Raw genomic sequence first — 24,287 nt, forward strand, 5'->3', positions numbered from 1 at the left:
TATGAAATACCGATTACTAGCCAGCTGTTTGTTACTCCTTACCGGAAGCATTAGGGCACAGCAAAAATACGAAGGCGGCTCCCTCTTTGTGCAGGGGTTTGCCAGAGTAATAGACCATGGACAATCTATTTATATCGACAGCACTGGCAAAATAGCTTTTGACACCATTTATAATGATAGAAGTCTCTCAGATGGTTGGGTAGACATCGACACCGTATACCTGCCACAAGACATTCTGCAGGTAGGCTTAAAAGGTAAACAGGGGGTGATGACAGTGTTGGGCAAATGGATATTGCCTCCCGAATATGATACCATTGACACGCAATCCGCTGAACAATGGACTGTAAAAAAAGATAATAAAGTAAGTCTGTATACCGCTAAAGGCTTTATACTCCCCTTCCGTTTTGAAGACAGTAATCAACTGGACAGCGCCTGGTTTGCCGTAAAGGAAAACGGGAAATGGGGCGTATACTATAAGGAAAAGGATCAATTGACCGTCCCTTATACTTACGAGGACATAGATTACTGTTATGGTTGCAACACCAAAGGCAATTACGTATTTGCCCAAAAAGATGGCAAATGGGGGGTGGTGAGTTTCAAAAACGAGATATTAGTGCCCTTTGAATATGATCACGAGCATATCAATATGCGGAGTGATGAATGGATAGAATCCCTCTATAAGGATTCCCGGAAGTACAGCATCAATCTCAAAACAAAGAAAGCAGAGGTAGATACCTGCGAATGTCTGCCAACAGAAGATCAGTCAAGTCTGGATACAGAGCTGGGCACCTACACCGGACAGCGTAGAAATGGCAAATGGGGGTTGGTGAATGCACAGGGCAAATTGATCCTCGACCATGTATATGACGACATTAACAATTTCGGTGACAGCAGCGGGGTAGTGGGTATCGTCCGTAATGAAAAATATGGGGTGGCAGATAGTACCGGTAAGATCATTATTCCACTGGCGTATGATTATTGGGTGGAACCTCAATGTAATGGAGCTGTATTTTTAGGAGAAAAAAACGGGAAAGGCATTGCATTTGACAAAACCGGGAAACAGATCTTAACCCAATACAGCCATTTTAATACAATGACCCTGGAAGATGGGACTAAGTTGCTTGGGATTGTGCAGGGTAAGTTAATGGGCTTTTATAACCCCGCCAGCGGCAAACTGATAGCTCCTAAGTACACCACCCTCAGTTATTATGGTGATGCACATTACCTCACAATCGGGATAGGTGACAAATATGGATATATCGACAAAGAAGGTAAAACTATCGTACCACCTATCTACGATTACACAGATCTTCATTTCACAACAGGGAATGACCTGCTGGTAAAAGTGAACCTGAAAGATAAAATGGGCGTGTTTGATATCAAACAACAGAAAGTGATCATCCCGCTCGTGTACGATTACATTGCCAACTATACAGACAGCACAATCCTGCAGGTGACCAAAAACGGGTTACATGGATTGTATGATATTTCAGGCAAGCTGCTTTGTCCGGTGAAATATAAAGACATCATTGCTTTTGATACCGTGTATTCCTATTTAAAGGCGAAGGATACATCAAAAGTAGAACTATTTAACAAGCGTACACATGAGCTGACAAAACTGCCATGGGATACCGCGTTTGTAGCATATGAAGGCCATTTGATGCTGGTATGGGAGCATGGAAAGAGTTTCATCTATGATATAGAGAAAAAGCAGCGGGTAGAAGGCGCTTATTCAAAAGGAGGTTACCCTGAATACCTGGGGTATTTTGCAAATCACCGTGCGAATATCCTGAAGAACAAAAAGTTTGGTTATATCGATCCGAAAGGAGATTTCGTGATCCAGCCTAAGTATGATTATATTTCTAATTTCCACAAAGGGGTAGCAGCGGTGTATGAATGTCTGGATACGGCAAATCGCATTTACAAATACGGCTATGTAGATTCAACAGGCCGGGAAATCGTACCGCTTATTTATGATGTACCGCAGGAGATCGTGCAGCGATTTACAGAAGAAGCTTTCTTTGGCGAGGAAGATGCAGAAACGCTGGTGCTGATGAAAAACGATGGCCGGAGAGGTCTGGCAGGGTTAAATGGCAGGATTATATTGCCGGTGAACTACGATAACATCTCTCCTGAAAAACATGGCAAAGGTTACCTGGTTCAACAGGGAGATAAATTTGGTATCCTGGATACGAATGGCAACGAAATATTGAAAACCCAATATGTAAATATCATGCTCAATGAACTGGCAGGGTATGATGGCAGGGTATCATTTAGTTTTCCGGTAATGGCGAGAGAAGGTAATGATGATAACTGGATGTATATAAACGAGCATGGCAAATCGATTGGTGTGGATGTAGCAGCTTATGTAGATCTGAGATCATTGGATTGGGGAGAGTTACCGATGATAGACCCTCCGGTCGTGCCGGCGCCACCCGTGACAGGCGAAGATAAAGAGCCACAATAAAAAAATAGCACCTGGGAAGTGCTTAAATGACAACTGTGACCCGAATAAAAGGGAGTGTATCAAAAGTATGATACACTCCCTTTTATTTTTACCTTTGATCCGTTATGAAAAAGATACTCCTTTTCATCTGCTTATCCATCAGTATGGTGAGCCATGCACAGCAGGCCACTTACTGCAATCCTATCAATATTGACTATGGATATACACCTATTCCCGACTTTACGGAGTGGGGGAAACATAGGGCCACAGCAGACCCTGTCATTGTGAATTACAAAGGAACCTATTATTTGTTTTCGACAAATCAATGGGGCTATTGGTACAGCGCCGATATGGTGAACTGGACCTTTGTATCCAGGAAATTTCTGCGGCCCTGGAATAAAGGATACGATGAATTGTGTGCACCGGCAGTAGGTGTAGTGGGAGATACGATGATTGTATTCGGGTCTACTTATACAAGGAACTTTACTTTATGGATGAGCACTTCGCCGAAGGAGAATGTCTGGAAACCATTGGTGGATTCATTTGAAATAGGCGGTTGGGATCCTGCATTCTTTACTGATGATGATGGTCGCTTGTATATGTATAATGGGAGTAGTAACAGGTATCCTTTGTATGGCGTAGAACTGGATCGTACAAGTTTTAAACCGATCGGAACACGGCAGGAAATGTATTTGTTGGAGCCCTGGAGATATGGTTGGCAGCGGTTTGGAGAGCATATGGATAATACCTTCCTGGATCCGTTTATTGAAGGTGCCTGGATGACGAAACATCATGGTAAATATTATCTGCAATATGGCGCACCGGGTACAGAAATGAGCGGGTATGCAGATGGGGTGATTGCAGGCCCTGCACCACTGGGAAATATCTTCACACCCCAATCAGATCCATTGTCATTCAAAGCAGGTGGCTTTGCAAGAGGTGCAGGGCATGGTGCTACATTTACAGATAACAAAGGTGCATACTGGCATGTGAGCACAATGGGCATCAGTGTGAAAAATAATTTTGAACGCAGGATCGGGATCTGGCCTGCGGGATTTGATCAGGATGATGTGATGTATTGTAATACAGCCTTTGGCGATTACCCGCATTATACAAATGGTGATTTTACCGGGTGGATGTTGTTGAATTATAACAAGCCGGTAACGGTATCTTCTACATTAGGGCGTTATACTGCCAACAATGCGGTAGATGAGGATATTAAAACCTATTGGAGTGCTGCCAGTGGCGATGCCGGAGAGTGGATACAAACTGATTTGGGCGCTGTGGCTATGGTCAATGCAGTGCAGATAAACTATGCGGACCAGGATGCCACTTTTTTAGGGAAGCAGACGGATATTTATCATCAGTATAAATTGATGTATTCATTAGATGGAAAGAAATGGGTGTCATTAATCGATAAAAGTAAAAATAAAACGGATGTGCCGCATGATTATGTCGCATTCGTCACGCCCCTAAAAGCCAGGTATATCAGGCTGGAAAATGTACATATGCCAACCGGCAAGTTTGCCATCAGTGGTTTGCGGGTATTTGGAAATGCTTTAGGACGCAAACCCGCTCAACCGGAAAACCTTATCGTGCTGCGTACAGAAAAAGATAAACGGAGTGCATGGGTAAAATGGAAGCCAGCTACGGATGCTTATGCCTATAATATATACTATGGTACATCACCTGGTAAGTTGTATACAAATATCATGGTATACAATGCAAATGAATACTGGTTAAAAACGCTGGATACGGAAAAGATTTATTATTTTACAATAGAAGCCATTAATGAAAATGGGGTATCGGACAAGACCAATGTGCTGAAGGTCGAATAATCACCACAGGATGAGATGCTGAAGAACGCTCTTAAGTATATAAATACCCATTAAGAATGATACATCTCAGCTCCCTGCCAACCTTACATCATACATAATAGGTTGCTAACGATTTTGGACCGATTATCCTATTAATACGCCGTTTATTACAAGCTGAAAAACCATTTGAATTTCATCTTTGCATTGTTAAACAACACAATTGAAGATGAAACGAGCCTTCTTGTGTATCCTCGCGTTTTTTCCACTACTCATCTATGCGCAGGATACCATCAAAAAACGGCCTGCTCCGAAATTCTTACCACTGAATTACGAAGAAGATTACCACTATCTCTCCAATAAGGAGCTAAGAACCGGACTATGGGCAAAACTGAAATACATTCCTCTATGGAAGAACGGATACATTACTATCGGTGGTGAAATCCGTCCCAGGGTGGAATACAGAGAACATTTAAAATATGGTAAAGGCAATGAAGACCAGGGCTTCGACTGGCAACAACGCTCCCGCTTATGGGCCGATATCCATATCTTACCTAACCTCCGCGTATTTGGTGAAGTACAATCCGGTACTACCTACGAACTGGATTATAATCCCTCTCTGACGGACTATAACCCCGGCGAACTCCACCAGGCATTTGCTGAATATACGGTGAACTTAGGCGTTGCCAGTAAAGTCTATTTCAGAGCTGGTAGGCAGGAGATCCTATTTAACAAAGCACGTTTGTTTGATGTAAGACAGCCACCCAATAACCGTCACTCCTTTGATGCAGGCAGGATCGGTGTGAAATCAGGCGCGTGGAATTTCGGTGTGATCGGTGGTGAGGAAGTGCAGGACAAAGCTGGTTACTTCAACGACCCTTCTAACAAGAACCTGAAATTTGGTGCTGCACATGTATCCCGTAAATTAGGTGGTGTACTGCCAAATTCTACCGCAGAACTGCTGTATATCTATACGGATAAAAAAGGTGCTGCCAATGCCATGTACAACGGCACAAGAAATACCTTGTCCGCCCGCATCGGTGGTGTAGAAGGGGGCTGGAACTACGATGTAGAACTGGTAGGACAGACTGGTAAAAGCAATGCAGGAAAACAGATCCATGCATGGTATGTGGCGACAGAAAGTTCCTATACCTTCAAGGCAAAATGGAAACCATTCGTCGGTACCCGTATCGATATCGCTTCAGGTGATAAAGACTCTACCGACAACAAGAGTAACAGCTATGACTATCTCTGGTCAAAAGGTATGAGCTGGGTGCCGGATCTGGGGTATACCAACATCGCAGCAGTAGGTCCGATCTTCGGTTGTAAGCCAACAGCAAAACTGAGCATTGACTTTACCGTGCAGGAACTGTGGCGTACTTCCAAAGAAGATGGTATCTATGCTATGTCAGGTATACAAATCAGAAGTGCCAGTGCTGGTACCTCCAGTGTAATTGGTACACGCTGTGTAGCAAAAGCAGAATACCAGCTGAATCCGTTCCTGCTGTTTGGTGCATATGTGAACGAAACCTTCAAAGGAGAATACTTAAAACAGGCAGGTAGTAGCCAGAACATGGTGTACGCTCACCTGTATAGTGTATTCAGATTCTAATTTAACCATTACCTAAAAGCCGCTGCTTATCCTGCAGGGAAAAGCAGCGGCTTTTAAAATGATTTCAATCCTGTTCTATTTTAGCCAGCGGAATTTGTTTGCGATACTCATTAGGTGTTAGCCCGGTATGTTTTTTAAAGAGCCTGGTAAAATAAGAAGGATCATCAAAACCCAATTCATAAGCAATCTCAGAAATATTGGAATTGAAATGATACAAATGTGCCTTTGCTTTTAGTATCAGTTCCACCTGTACCACCTGTAGTGCCGACATTTGTTTGAGTGAGCGGCAGATTCGGTTCAGGTGTTTGGCGGTAATGTGCAGGTGATCTGCATACACCTGTAAACTCATGAACGGACTCCTGGAAACCTTAATGAGGTGCTGAAATTTCTTGAAATAATACAAGTTATTATTGTGCCCGGATTTGAGCGAAGGCTGTTCGTTGGAGTAACGATAGAATTGCAATACTAATAAGTAGAGCATGTGTTCCAGGATAATCTCTTTCCCTACTTTAGACTCATTGAATTCATTATGAATTTTATTGAATGCCTCCCTGAATGGAGGCAATGCATCTCCTTTCAATACAAAGATGGTTTCCAGTGCATGCAGAATATTCGGATACCTTTCATGCAGTGTCTCTGTATAAAAATCAGAGAAGGTGAGAATACGGCCATCTATATGTGCCCCGAAATGAAAACCGTGAATACTCAGTGGAGGAATGAAACACATAAAAGGTGCTTCTAAACAGATTTGCTCATCGGCAGTATAAAAAGTAGCGTATCCACTTTCGACAAAAAATACCTGGTACAATGAACTGTGAAAATGTGCATCTACTTCCCAGTTGAAATCCTTACTTCTGTTTTCAATTGTTTCACAAAAAATATAATTCTCTTTGTGCGTGTTCTTTTCCCTGTATAGCCCGGAGTAATTGATGAACTCATGGTGTTGAATGCTGTTCGCGTGCATAGCATACGTTTGAAATTCAAAATTAAGTGCCTCATGCGCCTTCCATCCTGACCACGGACAGTCAATGGACTGATTTTAATCCGGTTCGAATTGTCCTATTTAATAAGTCAATAGTGCAAGCATGGCGATTTTTGATGGCTGACCTTTGTTTTATAAAACAATAACACAATGAGTCAGGAAAACAAACCAATAGCAATTGACGACTTGCGGAGTGCATTGGAATTACTGAAAACAATTCCACAGCAATATCATGAAACAGATGTACTGATCGATCCAAATGCCGATATGGCAGGTGTATACAAACAAATAGGTGCAGGTGGTACCGTACAGCGTCCTACCCGCCTTGGCCCTGCCATGATGTTCACGAATGTAAAGGGTTATCCTGGTGCGAAAGTACTGGTGGGTCTGCTGGCTAGCAGAGACAGAGTAGCGGCTATGCTGGGTGCGCCAAGCGTAGAACTCGGTAAATACATGGGTCAGGCAGTCAAGAATTACATCGCCCCGGTAGTGGTAACCAATGCAGGTGCTCCCTGCCAGGAAGTAGTGTACAAAGCTACCGACAAGGATTTTGACCTGAGAAAGATCCTGCCTGCTCCAACCAATACACCTGAAGATGCGGGTCCTTATTTCTGCGAAGGACTGGTATTAGGCTCAGATCCTGAAACAGGCCACAGTGATGTAACTATTCACCGCCTCTGCGTACAGGGCAAAGATTCCATCTCCATCTATTTTGCACCAGGCAGACACATTGATGCCTTCCGTGAAAAAGCAGAGAAAGCTGGCAAACCACTGCCTATTACCATCAACATGGGACTTGATCCTGCTATCATGATCGGCTCCTGTTTTGAAGCACCTACCACACCATTTGGCTTTGACGAACTGTCCATCGCCGGTGGTCTGCGCAAGAAACCAGTAGAACTGGTAAAATCCCTTACCATCAACCAACATTCTATCGCGAAGGCCGAAATCGTAATCGAAGGTGAAATTCTGCCAAACGTAAGAGTCGTAGAAGACCAGAACACCAACACGGGTCACGCTATGCCTGAATTCCCAGGTTATAACGGTCCTGCGAACCAATCACTGCCACTGATCAGGGTAACAGCGATCACCACCCGCAAAAACCCGATTATGCAAACGTTGATCGGTCCTGGTGAAGAACATACCAGCCTGGCAGGCATTCCAACAGAAGCCAGCATTTACAACGCTGTAGAAGCTGCATTGCCTGGTCTGCTGAAAAACGTGTATGCACATACCTCCGGTGGTGGTAAATTTATGAGCATATTGCAAATTCAGAAAACCAAACCAACAGACCAGGGCCGTGAAAGACAAGCTGCGCTGGTAGCCTTTGCTGCTTATTATGAATTGAAACAGGTGATCCTGGTGGATGACGATGTAGACATCTTTGACAGCAACGACGTATTTTGGGCAATGACTACCCGTTACCAGGGCGATATCAGCACCATCTTTATTCCAGGTGTTCGTTGTCACCCACTGGATCCTTCACAGGACCCTTCATTCGATCCTAAGATTCTTGGTAAGGGTATTTCAACCAAGACTATCTTTGACTGTACCGTTCCATGGAATTTGAAAGACAGATTCAAACGTGCGCAGTTCAAAGAAGTAGATGCAACGCCTTATTTACCTGAGTGGTTTAAATAAACGGATGAAAAAAACCGGGCTGGCTGAAGGTGATCCTTTGGCCAGCTCACTAAAAAAAATTATATGCTAACCGGACCAATTATAAATTCCGTCGCAACATTAACCGGCTCCATCATCGGGGCTACCATGGGAAACAAAATTCCTGAACGTCTCCGTCTTGCACTTCCTATGACATTTGGTGCTGCTTCTATGGCATTGGGTATTAATTCAGTGGTCAAGGTGAGCATGCTGCCACCAGTGATCCTGGCGCTGCTGGTAGGTAGTGCGATCGGTGAACTGCTGAAAATTGAAAAGGGGATTGAATGGGCGGCTATCCGTGTCAACGGACCAATTCAGAAGATCTTCCCAAGACAAAAAACAGATGAAGATCCGCAGGCTTTCCTGCAGAACTTTGTGGCTGTACTGGTACTCTTCAGTGCAAGTGGTACAGGTATATTTGGGGCATTGAATGAAGGTATTACACATGATCCAACCGTATTGATATCCAAAGCGATGCTGGACTTCTTCACATCCGCCATATTTGCTACTTCTCTGGGCTTTATAGTGACCACCACTGTCATTCCGCAATTCATCATTCTCTGCGGACTTTACCTGCTGGCTGGTGTGATCCTGCCTTTGACCACTCCACAGCTGATTGCTGACTTCTCTGCCTGCGGCGGCATTATCATGTTCGTAACAGGTTTCAGGATCTGCGGTATTAAGAAATTCCCTATAGCTAATATGTTGCCCGCGTTATTGCTGGTAATGATATTCTCACATTACTGGAGGTTACTCTTCCATTAATTTTATTTATGAGGGTGTATCATACATAAATGAAACTCCTGAGAAACGCATAAAATAGAATCTGGCTCCATATCAGGTATCCGAATTAAAGAAGGGTGTATCTCACTTCTGATACACCCTCTTAAAAAAGAAAGCATAATGAAAAAGAGAATCATAATAGGTATCAGTGGCGCTACCGGTCTGCAATACGGTATCCGTGCACTGGAACTGCTCAAAGAACAGGATGTGGAAACACACCTGGTGGTAAGCAAAGCGTCGGAACTGGTAAGAACCTACGAAACCGATATGAAGCATGAAGAACTCATGTCTATGGCCGATGTAATTTATCCTACAGCCGATGTGGGAGCCGCTATTGCCAGTGGCTCTTTCAAAACCCTGGGAATGCTCATAGCCCCCTGTTCTGTAAAAACGATGTCAGAAATTGCCAGCGGTATTACCAGCTCCCTCTTATCCAGAGCGGCCGATGTGGTACTGAAAGAAAGAAGAAGACTGGTATTGTTATTCAGAGAAACTCCTTTACACCTCGGCCACCTGAGGAGCATGACCCAGGTAACAGAGATGGGAGGAATTATTATGCCTCCTGTGCCGGCCTTTTATCTGCGACCACAATCGGTCGATGAAATTGTAACCCATACAGTCGCAAGAGCACTGGATCTTTTTGGATTTGATATTGATGTGCCAAGATGGAATCATGATCATAAGGCACAACTTCATTAAATTTGCTGCATCAATAAATGCAGAACATATGTCGAAATTGAATTTTCTGTTGCTGGGAATGTTCCTGGCAGCGTGCAACAGTGGACAAACGAATAAAAATACCACCGATACAATTGCTACTTCATCCGCACTGCCACAATTGGAAGAAGTATTCGCTGACTCCGCTTACCAGCTTACTGGCGTAGCGGTGGCCAAAGATGGCCGGTTATTTACCAATTATCCTTACTGGACCGAACAACACGCTTATTCCGTGGTAGAAGTGGTGAATGGTAAGCTCGTACCTTATCCTGATACCACCTGGAATAGTTTTAAGAAAGGAGAGGATGGGCAGAACAAATTTGTCTGTGTACAGTCCGTCGTAACAGATGATCAGGGGTTTTTGTGGGTCGTAGATGCCGCAGGTATCAATTTAGGACCTGTCTATCAGGGAGCCAATAAAGTGTTGAAAATAAACCTGGCTACAAATAAGATAGATAGGATCTATCATTTCCCCGAATCAGTGGCTGGTAAGGATAGTTACCTGAATGATATCAGGATTGACAATGTGAATGGTTATGCATATATGACTACATCTACCAATGGTGGAATTGTAGTGCTGAATACGAAAACAGGAGATTCCAGGCTGGTATTGCATGATCATTATTCTGTGCTGGCAGAAAAAGGGTATCACTTTGAAATGAATGGTAGAACGATGGTTGTGAATTCAGATGGTATCGCCCTTACCGCAGATCAGCAATGGTTATACTACAAACCATTGACGGATGATAAACTGTACCGTATTAATACCAGTCTGCTGCGGAACTTTAAGACATCTATGAAGACCTTGCAGGACAGTGTAAAGGACCTGGGTAAGTTTGTAACCACAGATGGAATGATCTTAGACAAAGCCGGCAATCTCTACATGGGTGACCTGGAAAAGAGCGCCATCGTGAAAATCACACCAGATCTGCAGATGCATTATATCGCACAGGACAAAAAGCAGTTATTATGGCCGGATAGTTATAGTATCTCTGATGATGGTTATTTATATATTTCCTGTTCTCAGATCACTTATCCTCCCACATTACCATATAAAATATTTCGGTTGAAATTATAAAGAGATTTTCCCACTCTTAGCCAGATAGCTTATGCCGCTTGTAGGTGTAAGCTATCATAAAAAAGAGGCCGTATCATAAGTGACCCGATGGCGCTGAGAATTTCTTATACAAAAATTTTCTCCATCAGGTACCCGGGTAAATTGGGGTGAAAGTTATTTATGAGTGGTTATGTTTGAAAAAGGAAACATGGCTTCGGGATGAAATGTAACTTTAACTACAAAATCTCTGAGCCATGTTTACAGCCTCCTTTTTATTCGGAAACCTGATGGAGATAGTCAATCCCTGCAGTAATTCTGAGGAGGTTTATTTATTTTTTATACAACTACTTTTTATGATAGCTTTGCTTTGAAAAAATCTATCGTTCGCTTCCACGCCAACTCTGCCGCAGCCTTGTCATACCTCGGCGTCGTATCATTATGGAACCCATGATTCACCCCCGGATATACATAAGCCGTATACTCTTTCTTTTCCTCTTTCAGTGCTGCCTCATAAGCCGGCCATCCTTCATTCACATGAGTATCTAACTCACCAAAATGCAATAAAAGCGGCGCCTTGATCTGCGCTACCTGATCGCGTGAGGGCTGTGCACCATAAAAAGGTACAGCAGCTGCCAGGTCGGGTACCTTCACCGCCATCATATTCGCAATCCATCCCCCAAAACAGAACCCTACCACACCCACTTTGCCATTACAATCTTTATCGCTCTTCAAATACGCAAAGGCAGCAATAAAGTCTTCCAGCATTTCATTCTTATCTCTCTTCGCCTGCAGTTCACGTCCTTTATCATCAGCGCCCGGATATCCGCCTAATGGCGTCAATGCATCCGGTGCAATAGTAATAAACCCTGCCAATGCGGCACGCCTCGCAACATCTTCAATGTAAGGATTCAATCCCCTGTTCTCATGCACGATAACTATACCACCCAATGGCTTTTTTGCATCTGCTGGTCTGGACAAAAGAGCTTTGATACTACCGCCTCCCTTAGGAGAGTTGTAAGTAATATACTCCGTCTTTAGTCGCGGATCATCTGGTTTTACCTGTATATTATCCTGGTAGTTAGGCATCAGAAAGCTCATCAGTGCAGGCACTGTGATGCTCCCTACTGCAAATACAGAAAGCTTGTCGATAAAGTCCCGTCTGCTCAGGCGATTATGGGCATAGTCGTCATACAGATCAAAGACTTCCTGTTGAATATCCTCTTTCTTGATGTTATTGCTCATATGGATGAAGGTTTATCCTTTAAATTTAAGATATTATCTGAACTTAAAGGCGACCGTCGTACTGAATCTGCGTGGCATCATCTGACTTACATAGCTACCCCAGTATACTTCATTGGTGAGGTTGTCCATTTTCAGGCTGATACGGTAAGCAGAACGCTCATAACTTAATACGGCATTTAGTACAGTATAAGCAGGAAGATAGAACTCACCGGAAGAACGGGACTGCGTTATATACGCCTTACCGTTATAGTTACCGCCGATCCCTAATCCAAGGCCGCGTATTGCTGTGTTTAAAAAATGATAGCTTACCCACAGATTCGCCATCTGAGCAGGACCAGTCCATTGATGAAGGCCATCTACATCAGCATTTGTATTGATGGTATAGATATCATTGTACGCATACCCGGCAATGATGTTCAGTCCTTTGACCGGATTGGCAATCACTTCCGCTTCGTATCCCTTACTCAGTTGACCACCATCCTGTACAGAATAGCTATCAGCATTCGTACGGATCACGTCATCCACCTTGATGTGGTAGTAGCTGAAGGTGCCATTCAGTTTGCCATTAAAGAACTCCATTTTTACACCGGTTTCCCATTGGTTTGCATGACTTGGTTTGAAAGAACTGAATTTACCATCAGGTTGTTGAGTGGGTGCATTATTGCTGAAGCCGTTCATATAATTACCAAATACTGACAGGTGTTTAGGCACCAGCTGATATACCAGCCCTAACTTGGGAGAGAGTGCAGTCTGGTTATATTTGCCGGTAGTGGTATCGTTATTGGCATCGTAGGTACCATTGTTTACAAAGTGGTCTACGCGCAGACTGGCCATTACCAGCAGTGCATCAGTAATGTTCAGTACATCGGATGCGTACGCGCTGTAGATGCTTTGTTCACTCCTGCTTTTAGAGCTCGGAACGGTTGCCAGTGCCGCCTGTAACGCAGGTACGGTCAGCTCATTATACCTTGGATCATGACCTGCAATTGTCACCTGGTCAAAACCATATACGCTGGCAGAAGTAGCGTTCGTGACACCATTCAGGAAGTCCAGCCCTATTACGAGGCGGTTGCGGAGTTTACCTATTTTAAAATCACCATTAAAGTTTTGCTGTACTTCGGTATAATTATATTGGCTGTGCTCATAACCTGGATTGCGGGAAACGGCGGTATCACCTAAAATACTGTTCCAGCTCCAATAGCCCTCTACTTCAGAATTGGTATGAGAGAAGTTCGTCTGTGAGGTCCACTGATCATTGATCTTGTAGTTTACCCCACCATTTAAACTTACAGAAGGCGTTTTCCCATAGATGTCGTTGCTGCTGTAAGATCTTTTCCAGTTTACACTCAGCAGTCGTGGATTGGTTTTGGTAAAGGAGGCCTGCGGAAACAAACGGTTGAAGTCGTTTGCTTTCTGGTTATATATTTCTGCATCCAGTGTTACAGTAAGTCTGTCACTGGCTTTATATACAAGGGATGGCGCAATGAACAGGCGCTTTGTAAAGCCTGCATCCTGAAAACTACCTTCATCGTGGTAAGCGATATTGGTGCGGAGTAGCAGGTCTTTTTCCTTGTTCAGTGGCGTGTTGAAATCGGCTGTTACCCTGCTCAGACCAAAGCCGCCGAGGGTATAAGTGATTTCCCCATTAAAGGTCTCATACGGCTTCTTTGTCACCCTGTTCAGCAGACCGCCAAAAGAAGTAAGGGAACTACCAAACAAAGTAGCGGAAGGACCTTTCAGTACTTCGATACGTTCGATGTTGGCAATTTCAATACTGTTAGCTTTGTAATCCTGCAAGCCGTTGCGCAGGTAACTGGTGGTAAAGAACCCTCTCAGGTTAAAGGAGTTGGAACCATTGACCAATGCCTGGCTCACGCCGGTTACATTTTTCAACACATCATTGTAGCTCACGATCACCTGGTCCTGTAGTAATTCCTTTGGTACTACATTGTACACCTGCGGATTCTCCAGGTTCTTCAGGGGCATACGGGCGATGTTTTCAGTTTCCTTCTTTGCAAATTTATTATAGCCTGAAGAGACGGTGACTTCCTGCAGTGTGTGATTATCTTCTGAAAGAGAGAAGTTGATCGTCACGGTTTGATCATTGGCTACTTCTACCTGTTGGAATTGTGCTTTCAGTCCTGTAAAACTGGCCACTATTGTATACTTACCGGTTTTGATATTATTCAGCTGATAATGTCCCTGCCGGTCAGCAGAGGTGCCGGTATTACCGGGTTGGAGGGTGATGTCGACGAAAGGGGCGGGCTTACCGTCGGCAGTTTTTACTTCACCTGTGATGGTGCCATGTTGGGCCATGACAGTGAGACTGCAGACAGAAAGTACTGCCACAATAATTGTGCTTTTAAGCATGGATGTAGTATTATAGATAATGGTATATAATGCGCTCAAAATTAGGTTGGTCAGAATAGTTGCATACAAATCTGGCGGTGCCAAAATTAGGCAATAGGGTGTCTGCCGGTTTACGCATTCCGGAAAAATTAAGGAGAAGAATAAATCGCTTTTGAGCGAAGAAATTTGTAGAAATTGATTAATGCTCTTTTAATTTATTTTCTATTCTCCTGTCAGGGATGAACCAGATAACGGCTATGAGCACATAAAAGAAGATACTGATAATGGGGTAGAACCAGGCTACAGTGATACCAGAAATATACAGCGCAATAGAGAGATAGGTTTTGTAATCGCTTTTATAGGCATCTTTGAGCCGGGAATCAGGTCCTTCATGTTTGATAATAATAATTGTCAGCAACTTCCACGAGGCGCCACACATCAAGAGAATAAATCCATAGAATGCTACAGGTAGCGAGGCAAAATGGTTCTCATCTATCCATCCGGTAGCAAAAGGTAGCAGGGAGATCCAGAAGAGCAGATGTAGATTACCCCAAAGGATAGCACCATTTACTTCTTTAACAATGTGGAAGAGATGGTGGTGGTTATTCCAATAGATGCCTACATAAATAAAACTGAATAAGTAAGAGAGCGCGATGGGGAGGAGGGGAATAATGGCGGCGAGGTTGGTGCCGTGGGGGATCTTGATTTCCAGTACCATGATGGTGATGATGATGGCGAGGACACCGTCACTGAATGCTTCAAGCCTGCTTTTATTCATTGTGGTTTCTTACTAAATTACAGATATTTATCCTAATACCGGTTTACCGGGCAGATACAATATGCTTACCAGCCAAATAATCCTGTTGTATCATATACGCACCCAGATTAAACCATGCCGTACATTCATTCAATACAAATGCATCGGCACTACATGCCCACACCTTGTTGTCAATCAGGCATTGATCGGGATGTTGATGCAGTATAATCTCCCAGTGAAATTCATGTTGTGCCGCCAGCTCATAACAATACGTTTTTAATTTTCCACTATTGGATACGGGTGAGTCAAAAACCCACACTACCTTTCTTCACGAGTTCATACCGGTTGCCTACCAATGCAACAGCTGCCTTGGCAGGGTAATATCTTGCAAAAGAGCCAGGTGGCTGCGGATGCGATGATGGAATTATTATTAAAAAGTTGTAGTATCAAAAATAAATAAACCTTCTTAGAATTACTTCAAGGATTAACTATCTCCATCATGTAGCCGAATAAAACATTCATGAAAGAGGAAATTTACCAACGGGGAATGAAAACCATTTTCGGATACAAAGAGGTCGTATCATCTACTTATGATACGATCTTTTTTTATTGCGGCAGATCTTTTGTATATTCTATGAAGGGGGTAAAAAAGGGTTTGCAGAATATCCAACTATGGATAAAAACTGTATCTTTTCAGAGTAATGAAATTTTTAAACAGCATATTACGTCTTCCATTCTTCACAGCGTATTATTATTATTATTATATTCCTCTTCGGGAGAGGTATGCGTTGATGCAACAATCAGTTCTTTGAAAATATTGTCATCATCTTCTTGTTTAAAAAATAATTTTCATGACGAATTGTCCTTAAATGTCTCTTGTTTGACAATAAAGTACGATGAATTTTATATTGTATATGCCGATCCGTTATGTAAAAAAATAAGTGTAGAAATTTCAACATTTATTTTTAAGTTTATTGGTAAGTTCAAATGATAAGTGCAACAGGTCCTATACATCGACCATGAGAGTTTGTTTTCCTATTGCCAAGAGCGAAAAATTAATATCAACCATTTTTAATAAATATGTTTTGCCGCAGATTACGTATAGTTATTGTAATTCTATTTTTCTTTCATGTTAGCTTATCATATGCACAAATTACACTTAAAGGAAGGATTTTAGATAGTTCAAGTAATGCAAAAATTGAATTGGTAACTGTGAAGCTAAAGTCTGCTAAAAGTGCTACAGCCATTATTTCAAGTGATAGTATGGGCAATTATTCATTTTATCAGCTAGTTGCTGGTAATTATATGCTTACATGTTCATTCCTCAATTATACAGAAAAAACCATTGCTTTATCATTATCCAGGGATACGGTGATCGATATTACATTGACACAGGTTTTAAAGCAATTGAAGACTGTGAATATTAATGGTAGGAAACCGATTGTAGAAAGAAGAATAGACAGACTTGTATTTAATGTAAGCGACAATATGAATGCTATAGGGTCGGACGTTCTTGAATTATTATCAAAGACTCCTCAAGTGAAAGTGGAGGGGAATCTCATTTCAATTATTGGTAAAGATGGCGTTACGGTAATGATCAATGATCGTCCTTTGCAGATGTCCGCAGAGGTGCTGGCTGCTTATCTAAAATCCTTATCGGCGGAATCCGTGGAGAGTATTGAAATAATGACAAATCCTCCATCTATTTATAGTGCAGAAGGTAGCAGTGGAATCATCAATATTATTTTAAAAAAGAAAAAGGAAATAGGATATACGGGTGTAATGAATGGAAATTTCCGGAAAGGTAGATCAGAAGGAGGGCGTATAGGGCTTAATATGAACTACAACCGGTCAAAATTTAGATACTTTGGGAATTTTAGTCTTTCCAGGGGAGCTCAGGTATCCATTAGTACCAGTGCAACTTATTATTCGGCTTTAACAGAGAAGGATAGCAATAAAATAAAAGAGTTGTCACAATATGTAAATACCCAGATTGGTTTTGATACTGATTTATCTCCTAATGATCAATTGGGAGCTTCTGCTGGAATGTTTTTTTCTTTCCCTTATCAAACGAGTGTTGCGAGATCTGTTTTTTATAATAATGAAAGTTTTAAAACGGATTCAGTTAGTAATCAATACAATAGTAGCAAGGTGAGTTATAAATCTTTTTTAGCCAATATTCATTATGTAAGAATACTGGATACCATTCATCATAGCAAAATAGTAATTGATTGGGATTGGAATAAGACTATTTTTGATAGGCCCAATATTATAGATAATACGATGTATGATTCTACTGGTGAACAAATGTCTGATCGATATTCCAGAACTATCTCCAATAATAATGAGTCGTCAGATTTTTATTCTCTTAATGGGGTAGTATTTTTTCCTGGAGATGGGCGAGAGCTTTCATTGGGAAGCAGGTTGAATTTTATCAATAATAACAATGATGTTTTATTAATCATTAGCCATCCATCATTCAATACTAGTGATATTTTTAGTTTTACTGAGAATACGCAGGCGTTATTTATCAATTACAGGAAGAAGATTAGTGAACATTGGACAATACAATCAGGTTTGAGGGGAGAGAATACGCAAACGAAGGGGCATTCTTATGGAACAATTGATAGCATAAATACCAATCATTATTTTAAGCTTTTCCCAACTTTATATATTCAGTATACGGTTAATGATAAGAATGTTATTACCGTTGATTATGGCAGGAGAATAAGCAGGCCTTCCTTTAGTGCATTGAATCCATATTTGCGATACTTTACCCAATATGAAGCGATAGAAGGTAATCCCTTACTAAAGCCTTCCATTTCCAATAATTTTTCTCTGTCTGAGACTTTTAATAATAACCTTATACTAACGGTACAATATAGTTATACAAATAGCAAGTATGACATGATAAACATTGTACAGGAAGATACAAGGTATAAAGTTGGCAAGTTTTATAATTATTTATCAAAACGATATTTTCAGGTAAGTGCTAGTTATTCTGTTGATATGATAAAATGGTTACAAAATCAGAATGAGATGAATGTTTATTATGAACATTCAATATCTCATCTGGCACTTACTGCACCAATAACAGCGGGATGGGGTGCTACATTCAATAGCCATAATACTGCTTTTTTAAATGGCAAAAGGACTATATCTGGCGGCTTTGATTTTACTTATCAGTTTAAGGATGTGAGTGGAATTGACAGGAGTGGCAGTTATTATTTTTTCAATGTCTCAGCGAGATATTTGTTGTTGAAGAGTAAGTTACAATTGGCACTTGATATATACGATCTGTTTAAAACAAAAATTGTTACATATAGTGAGATCGTGAACGGAATTTTGACCACCAATAAGATAAATAGTGATAGCCGGAGGGTCGGAATAAATGTGAGATACAATTTCGGCAATAATAAACTAAAGAGGGGCCAGGCACATTCGGAGGAAAATAATAGCGGTAGGATCGGGGGATAGGCCTTAAAAAATACACACTTAATCAACCAAATTATTTGACCTGCTGTCATGTCATATTTTTATTATGACGTATATTGAAAAGGATAAAATAGTTACGTTTACATTGCCAGCTAAAGATTATCATTTACAAAAGCAATACCGGCAGGCATTAACCGATATTAAGTGTGAATTGATTGTAATAGAGAGAGCAGGAAGTGCTGTGTACTTTACAGTCGTTGGCCGGACCTTGAATTGCATGAAAAACTTACTATCGTTGAAGCAATTACAGATGAAATAGTGGTAGGAGAGGAGGATTTTTATGTTAAATTGGCATACTTACCAAAGCATTCTTTTTTTGATAAAAGCGGAACAAGGCAACACAATCACATGAATGCGTTGCCTTGTTCCACATTTTCCAAAATTGTACCTAAGCCATTTGGAGACAAATATTTAGAGAGTCCTAAGACTTTAAATGAGAAAATTCTTAATAAGCGGTTGGAAAAGAGGATGTTACAAAGGGAAGTTGCCAATTTTATAGGAGTAACAGAAGATTGTGTAACACTGTGGGAGAATAATCGGTCAAATCCTATGGTAAAATACTATCCCAAAATCATAGAATTCTTAGGCTATTTTCCATTTCAAATTGATATTTCCAGTCTTGCTGGTAAGATTAAATATTATCGTTATATCAAAGGGGTTACCCAGGAAGATCTTGCTAAAAATTTGGGAGTTAATGAGTCAACAGTTTTCCATTATGAGAAAGGAACCCATAAACCTAAAGGAAGGCTGCGCCAGGTTTTGTCTTTATTGCTTTCGGACATAGATGACATATAAAAAGGTTAATAAAATGAGTTTGCAGTGATGAACGAGCTTGTCAAGCCGGAAAGTTTGCAATACGAACCAGCCACGGCCGAATACATATCAACACTCCTACCTACCTCTATGTTGAAAGATTAAAGGACATTCTTGATGCTATGACCAGATGAAGGAAATCACATAAAACAGTGCAGTCTCATTTATAGTGTAAAAGAATTCGTGATAGAAGTCTCTTCCTGAAACAACACTTTCACTTAGCTAGGCTTTATCCACTAATATGTATAACAAGATAAATTAATATAAAGGATTGCCAGCTTTGACGTTTGATTTCATATTAGCTCGGTTATAAATTCTCGAAAAATACCTTAACATCCGTTAGAGGTGTAACGTTGTTAAAGTTAATAACTACGGCTCCCTGAATAGACCCCTCCCTTACCTCTATGTTTCTGGTATCATGGTTATATGCGAAGCATAAAGTTCTATCACCTACTTGGAGCCACAATATGTTTTTCATTTCACCTTCACGGGACATTACACGAATATTGTCTGTTGTTCTCCAAATTATTCCTCCTGCAATAGCAAGTGCAATTTCATTGACATTTTGGGCATGGTGGTTTGCTCTGTCCAACACCCCCGAAAGGTATGTTCTGAGAATTTCAATATTATGAATAGTTGTTGCCATATTAATTATTTAAGTATTTTGATAGTCCTTGATTAATCTCTCTCTCATTTTTGGAAGTTACATTCTGCTGGTACATCTAGTTGGCCTATATAAAATTACAGCAAAAGTTCATCCGAGACCTTGTTCTTTGTGTAAAGTCCGCGTTGGGATGAAAATACCAACTAGTGGGTATTTGCCGTATATAAAATTTGCTATAAATTAGATTTAAACAGCTTATGCTATTGTCTGAGTCCTCAAGCCTGATGTTATATCACTAAAACTCCTTAGCCTCAATGTATGAAGAAAGTCATTGCCTTTACAATTGTGATGTTATTCTTACTAAAGATTGGCTATGCACAGAAAGCGTATGCCTTTACGCTGGAATCCAAAATTTGGCATAAAAAAAATATCAGTGTCATCTGGGGTAATCCCGAAACGGGAAACCTGCAGAAAATGGGTTGAGGAAGATATAAAGGGCACATGGCAAGACAACTCAGCCTTAAGATTACTGGATTGGTAGCAAATAAAGCCAACCGGCAGACGTTCATATATGATGATATAGTCAGAGAAGTCATTTTTACTGAATTGCGTCAGGTAATTCTATTGAATAAAAGTCATGTAATCTTGGTTAATTTATTTCAGCTATCGACTCATTAGTAAAAAATTAATCGGTAATAAGATGTTGGATCGTTTTCAGCTATCAGAAAAGTATCAATTTTTTAAAGTAGTACGCACTTTGCCCAAAGTAGCCATTAGGAACTGCTTACGAGAAGCATCGGTTGGTAAAACCGGAAATGCGCTTGACCAGGATATACGCTTAGAAAGGAAGATAGGTAAGAAATCTTTCTATGCCTCTTTTATTGTGTTTCGTGTCGAACAGCCGCCGACTTTCCTTTCGAAAGGAAAAGAACGCGATGTGAAACATTGTTATGCGCTAATAATTGAATATGGCGATTACTTAGTCGTTACCAGAACAGGGGGAAAGAATTTTCAGGAGTGCCTAGACGATTATGTAGAGAAGGTAAATTCCGACATCCTCAATAGAGCGTTTATGGAAGCTAAATCTACTGTAAAGAAAGCCAATACCCAAAATACCTCCCCTAGCACTACGGCCATGCATAAAGTAACCTACGAAGGCAACAACGTCGAAGCCGTTATGCCTGTGCATCAGATAACCGGTAAGATGCTTAATTCATTTAAGCACGAAACTAATGGTGAGCTATTTACAGTAACTGGCAACCAAGCAAAAGTAAATATTTCAAATAGTAAAGTAGCCGTTCAGCAATACTTGGCCAGAATTTTAGTTTCTATAGACAATTTTAGTAAAAAGCGTAAGTTGAATCCTTTTCTTGCGAATTTCGCAAAGTCTTTATCCTTTAAGCAGTATTCTGCCAAACTCACACCGGTTGAAATTTTGTTGTTAACGAGTGAGATGCGTGATTATGTAGAAAGTAAAGATGATTCGCTGCCTAAGTTAGTTTATAAAGTAGGCAAAGTAGAACGCCCAATAAAATCTTCATTTCAAACATTCTTGCAGTCTTTTGAGAATTCATTTGAAATTAATAAGTACGGAACAGGCACTGGCCGGCAATTTTTCATCAACAATACCTTGGACGCTGGACTTGAGCTTGAGGTTACTGCCAACGGATATAAGCTGAACTCTGAAAAATTTAAAAAACTATGGATAAAATATTACAATGGCGATAGTGAAAATCTGCAGGCATTGATTAATAGGAAGAACTGGTTCTCTGTTTCTTTCAAAAACGCAGATATCAACTATTCGAAAGGTCAACTTTGGCAGGATAGTAAGCTGCTGGGCAGTATCAATGGATTTCTAGAAATGTTTAAACCGGAACCGGCAATGAACGCCATCACTAGCGAGAAAGGTATCATCACTGCTACATCCACCAGTTTCCCGGCCGGCTCTACATTTGCGTACGTCGAAGCTACAATGGGGCCTACCCTTGATCATTTGCTATTGGAGGATCTTAACTATGAGTATTCAGATTACATAGGCGTGAAGAATATGGCACATGTTCAATTGATACACTGCAAAGCCAGCGACAAAGTGTTCTCTGCAACCGCCTTTCAGGAAATAGTGGGGCAGGTCTTAAAGAACCTTTACTTTTTCGCTCATCCGGAACAGATGGAAGATAGAAAGGCATATTGGTCGGGTATGTATTCCACCAGTAATATCGATCGCAACCGGACCGGGAAAAAGAACTTTCTACAAGATCTTAAGGCTACCATGAATGCCACTAATAGTATAAAAGAGGTTCACCTGATCGTCAACTTCATTTCCAAACAGGATCTTACCGATAATTTGAAAAAAGTGGTAACCAAGCAGAAAGCCCCGAAAGCAACCTTGCCAATTTTATGGCTCCTAAATGCTTTACGCAACACCTGTTTGGAAAGAAATGTACGAGTGTTCATTACCTGTAAGCCATAGAAAGCCAGTTCGGGGGAATGCCTTCAATATATACACATTTTGAAAGCATATGGTCTAATTATGGACAAAATTTAATGAAATATGGGGATGAGGGAGGGGCAGTCCCCACTAATAAGCATCTTGTTGCCCTTTTTATAGGAGAACCTTAATTGTTCTGTTAAGTCCGCCAGCTTACCTATTATATATCATACGTATGATAACATTAAAATTAATTTTGTTAGTTGGGCTGCAGTGCAGATGGCACAGCGGCCTTATATTCATCAGACGAGGAAACTATTAAATATGCAACACCACACATCGTTCAGTTTTTCCTGGACATTAAAGCAAGGACTGGCGGTTAAAAAGTTAAATGTTATCGCTAACAGTATGGGCAGCCGGGGCTTGGTTGATGCTCTAGAAGGGTTGAAAATCAATGAGTTTTACGAAGAATTTGTTTTTAATCAGATAATTCTTGCTGCGCCTGATATTGATGCTCAGATATTTGTTGAGCAAATAGCACCCCAACTTCTTAACTGCTCCAATAGGTTAACTTTATATGCTTCATCAAGAGACACATTATTGGCTTCGAAAGTTAAGCGGCTTTCAAGCGTACCTCGCGCAGGCGATTCGCACGAGTCCAAGTTTACACCCGTTAGTTGCCTCGGGGTTGATACTATAGACGTATCAGATTTGCCAACTAGCAGTTATTGTTTCAGCTTAGGATATAGTTACTATGCGGAATTAAGAGACTTGATAAATGACATTTACAATTTGATCAGGTTCGGTCATGAGCCGAAGGATCGAAATCTGATTGCAAATACAAAGGGACCTTCTCTATTTTGGAAATTTAGAAGGTAATCTTGCATTTGCCACTTAACATTTATTTTAAAGTATAAATTCATACCGTGACATCACGACATGTCTTTTATCACGCAGATCGAAGAGGATTATTAAATGAAGGTCAGGAGTTAACATTGGATCAAGGCGGCTTATCTCCCTTTGGAGCGGTTTACGTTCCATGCATATATCAAACCGCCTTTGAACTACTCACTGATACACAACGGCGCGAATACCTTCTAGAGCATGTCAGATCACAGCCAGAATATTCTTCGCTTCCATGCAGATTCCAATCCATTTTCGCTGCTAATTCGATTCAAGAGGCTGTCATTTTTGCACAAGAAATAGTTCCAAAACCTACGCAGCCGGTAAGGATTTTTGAGATATTTTCGGATAACTTTCGAACATTTGACTCGAATTGGTTAGACCTTATTTCTTCATCAACGTCTATAGACAATTACTATAGGTACTGGTCTGGATTCATTACAAATCACCGCCCAGCTGAAGGTAAGCGGCGTCCACCTAGACTTGAAGTGATAATTCCCTTACCCGCGGTAGTAGGGAAGGTAGTCGAAACAGTTGGTGTTGACAATTAACGGCTGAAAGGGTTGATTTCCATTGATGCCGGATATACGCAATCAACAGTTACTAAATGTGACGGCTCATTGCAT

18 protein-coding genes are annotated in these 24,287 nt (G+C 41.2%); 12 read left to right on the forward strand and 6 right to left on the reverse strand.

Annotated elements, in window-relative coordinates; translation table 11 throughout:
• Position 1: 1 nt before the first annotated feature.
• The 3 genes from QQL36_RS19485 (at position 2) to QQL36_RS19495 (ending at position 5,872) form a co-directional block, all read left to right on the forward strand.
• Positions 2-2,467 carry a WG repeat-containing protein gene (locus QQL36_RS19485; RefSeq protein WP_321566488.1) on the forward strand — a complete coding sequence of 822 codons (2,466 nt, stop codon included), beginning with the start codon at positions 2-4 and terminating at the stop codon, positions 2,465-2,467.
• A 104-nt stretch (positions 2,468-2,571) separates the two neighbouring features.
• Positions 2,572-4,284 carry a discoidin domain-containing protein gene (locus tag QQL36_RS19490; RefSeq protein ID WP_321566489.1) on the forward strand — a complete coding sequence of 571 codons (1,713 nt, stop codon included), beginning with the start codon at positions 2,572-2,574 and terminating at the stop codon, positions 4,282-4,284.
• A 205-nt stretch (positions 4,285-4,489) separates the two neighbouring features.
• The gene (locus tag QQL36_RS19495) at positions 4,490-5,872 is read left to right on the forward strand and encodes an alginate export family protein (RefSeq protein ID WP_321566490.1); all 1,383 of its coding nucleotides are present in this window, start codon (positions 4,490-4,492) and stop codon (positions 5,870-5,872) included.
• A gap of 64 nt (positions 5,873-5,936) precedes the next feature.
• Here the strand turns inward: QQL36_RS19495 and QQL36_RS19500 are convergent, their stop codons facing one another.
• Positions 5,937-6,836, reverse strand: coding sequence for an AraC family transcriptional regulator (locus QQL36_RS19500; protein WP_083727498.1), 900 nt, complete (start codon positions 6,834-6,836; stop codon positions 5,937-5,939).
• A 168-nt stretch (positions 6,837-7,004) separates the two neighbouring features.
• On the opposite strand from QQL36_RS19500, the gene QQL36_RS19505 reads away from it, so the two are divergent.
• The 4 genes from QQL36_RS19505 (at position 7,005) to QQL36_RS19520 (ending at position 11,091) form a co-directional block, all read left to right on the forward strand.
• Positions 7,005-8,495: a UbiD family decarboxylase gene (locus QQL36_RS19505; RefSeq protein ID WP_321566491.1), complete on the forward strand. Its 1,491-nt coding sequence runs from the start codon at positions 7,005-7,007 to the stop codon at positions 8,493-8,495.
• A gap of 63 nt (positions 8,496-8,558) precedes the next feature.
• Positions 8,559-9,278, forward strand: a complete 720-nt coding sequence (locus QQL36_RS19510) for a DUF554 domain-containing protein (RefSeq protein WP_083727494.1) — start codon at positions 8,559-8,561, stop codon at positions 9,276-9,278.
• A 138-nt stretch (positions 9,279-9,416) separates the two neighbouring features.
• Positions 9,417-9,995 carry a UbiX family flavin prenyltransferase gene (locus QQL36_RS19515; protein WP_083727492.1) on the forward strand — a complete coding sequence of 193 codons (579 nt, stop codon included), beginning with the start codon at positions 9,417-9,419 and terminating at the stop codon, positions 9,993-9,995.
• 28 nt (positions 9,996-10,023) lie between these two features.
• Positions 10,024-11,091 (forward strand): L-dopachrome tautomerase-related protein, encoded by a 1,068-nt coding sequence (locus tag QQL36_RS19520; RefSeq protein WP_321566492.1) that lies wholly within the window; start codon positions 10,024-10,026, stop codon positions 11,089-11,091.
• A 330-nt stretch (positions 11,092-11,421) separates the two neighbouring features.
• On the opposite strand, the gene QQL36_RS19525 is transcribed toward QQL36_RS19520, so the two are convergent.
• The 4 genes from QQL36_RS19525 to QQL36_RS19540 all read right to left on the reverse strand — a co-directional run bounded on the left by QQL36_RS19525 (position 11,422) and on the right by QQL36_RS19540 (position 15,737).
• Positions 11,422-12,312: a dienelactone hydrolase family protein gene (locus tag QQL36_RS19525; protein ID WP_321566493.1), complete on the reverse strand. Its 891-nt coding sequence runs from the start codon at positions 12,310-12,312 to the stop codon at positions 11,422-11,424.
• 33 nt (positions 12,313-12,345) lie between these two features.
• Positions 12,346-14,682, reverse strand: a complete 2,337-nt coding sequence (locus QQL36_RS19530) for a TonB-dependent receptor (RefSeq protein WP_321566494.1) — start codon at positions 14,680-14,682, stop codon at positions 12,346-12,348.
• A 178-nt stretch (positions 14,683-14,860) separates the two neighbouring features.
• Positions 14,861-15,439, reverse strand: coding sequence for a TMEM175 family protein (locus QQL36_RS19535; protein WP_321566495.1), 579 nt, complete (start codon positions 15,437-15,439; stop codon positions 14,861-14,863).
• A 43-nt stretch (positions 15,440-15,482) separates the two neighbouring features.
• Positions 15,483-15,737, reverse strand: a complete 255-nt coding sequence (locus QQL36_RS19540) for a DUF5616 domain-containing protein (RefSeq protein WP_321566496.1) — start codon at positions 15,735-15,737, stop codon at positions 15,483-15,485.
• Between the two features lie 761 nt (positions 15,738-16,498).
• Between QQL36_RS19540 and QQL36_RS19545 the strand changes: the two genes are divergently transcribed.
• Positions 16,499-18,895 carry an outer membrane beta-barrel family protein gene (locus QQL36_RS19545; protein WP_321566497.1) on the forward strand — a complete coding sequence of 799 codons (2,397 nt, stop codon included), beginning with the start codon at positions 16,499-16,501 and terminating at the stop codon, positions 18,893-18,895.
• Positions 18,896-19,126: 231 nt separating this feature from the next.
• Entirely contained in the window at positions 19,127-19,708 is a 582-nt protein-coding gene (locus tag QQL36_RS19550) for a helix-turn-helix transcriptional regulator (protein WP_321566498.1), read from the forward strand.
• A 325-nt stretch (positions 19,709-20,033) separates the two neighbouring features.
• Here the strand turns inward: QQL36_RS19550 and QQL36_RS19555 are convergent, their stop codons facing one another.
• Positions 20,034-20,372, reverse strand: a complete 339-nt coding sequence (locus tag QQL36_RS19555; protein WP_116854051.1) for a hypothetical protein — start codon at positions 20,370-20,372, stop codon at positions 20,034-20,036.
• A gap of 276 nt (positions 20,373-20,648) precedes the next feature.
• Between QQL36_RS19555 and QQL36_RS19560 the strand changes: the two genes are divergently transcribed.
• From QQL36_RS19560 to QQL36_RS19570, 3 genes are all read left to right on the forward strand, one after another.
• On the forward strand, positions 20,649-20,813 hold the full coding sequence (locus tag QQL36_RS19560; RefSeq protein ID WP_321566499.1) for a hypothetical protein: 165 nt from the start codon (positions 20,649-20,651) through the stop codon (positions 20,811-20,813).
• A gap of 217 nt (positions 20,814-21,030) precedes the next feature.
• The gene (locus tag QQL36_RS19565) at positions 21,031-22,800 is read left to right on the forward strand and encodes a hypothetical protein (RefSeq protein ID WP_321566500.1); all 1,770 of its coding nucleotides are present in this window, start codon (positions 21,031-21,033) and stop codon (positions 22,798-22,800) included.
• 282 nt (positions 22,801-23,082) lie between these two features.
• Complete coding sequence (locus QQL36_RS19570; RefSeq protein ID WP_321566501.1) at positions 23,083-23,637, forward strand: alpha/beta hydrolase; 555 nt, start codon at positions 23,083-23,085, stop codon at positions 23,635-23,637.
• Positions 23,638-24,287 lie beyond the last annotated feature (650 nt).

The sequence above is a fragment of the Chitinophaga sp. LS1 genome, from assembly GCF_034274695.1.
Classification (GTDB): Bacteria; Bacteroidota; Bacteroidia; order Chitinophagales; family Chitinophagaceae; genus Chitinophaga.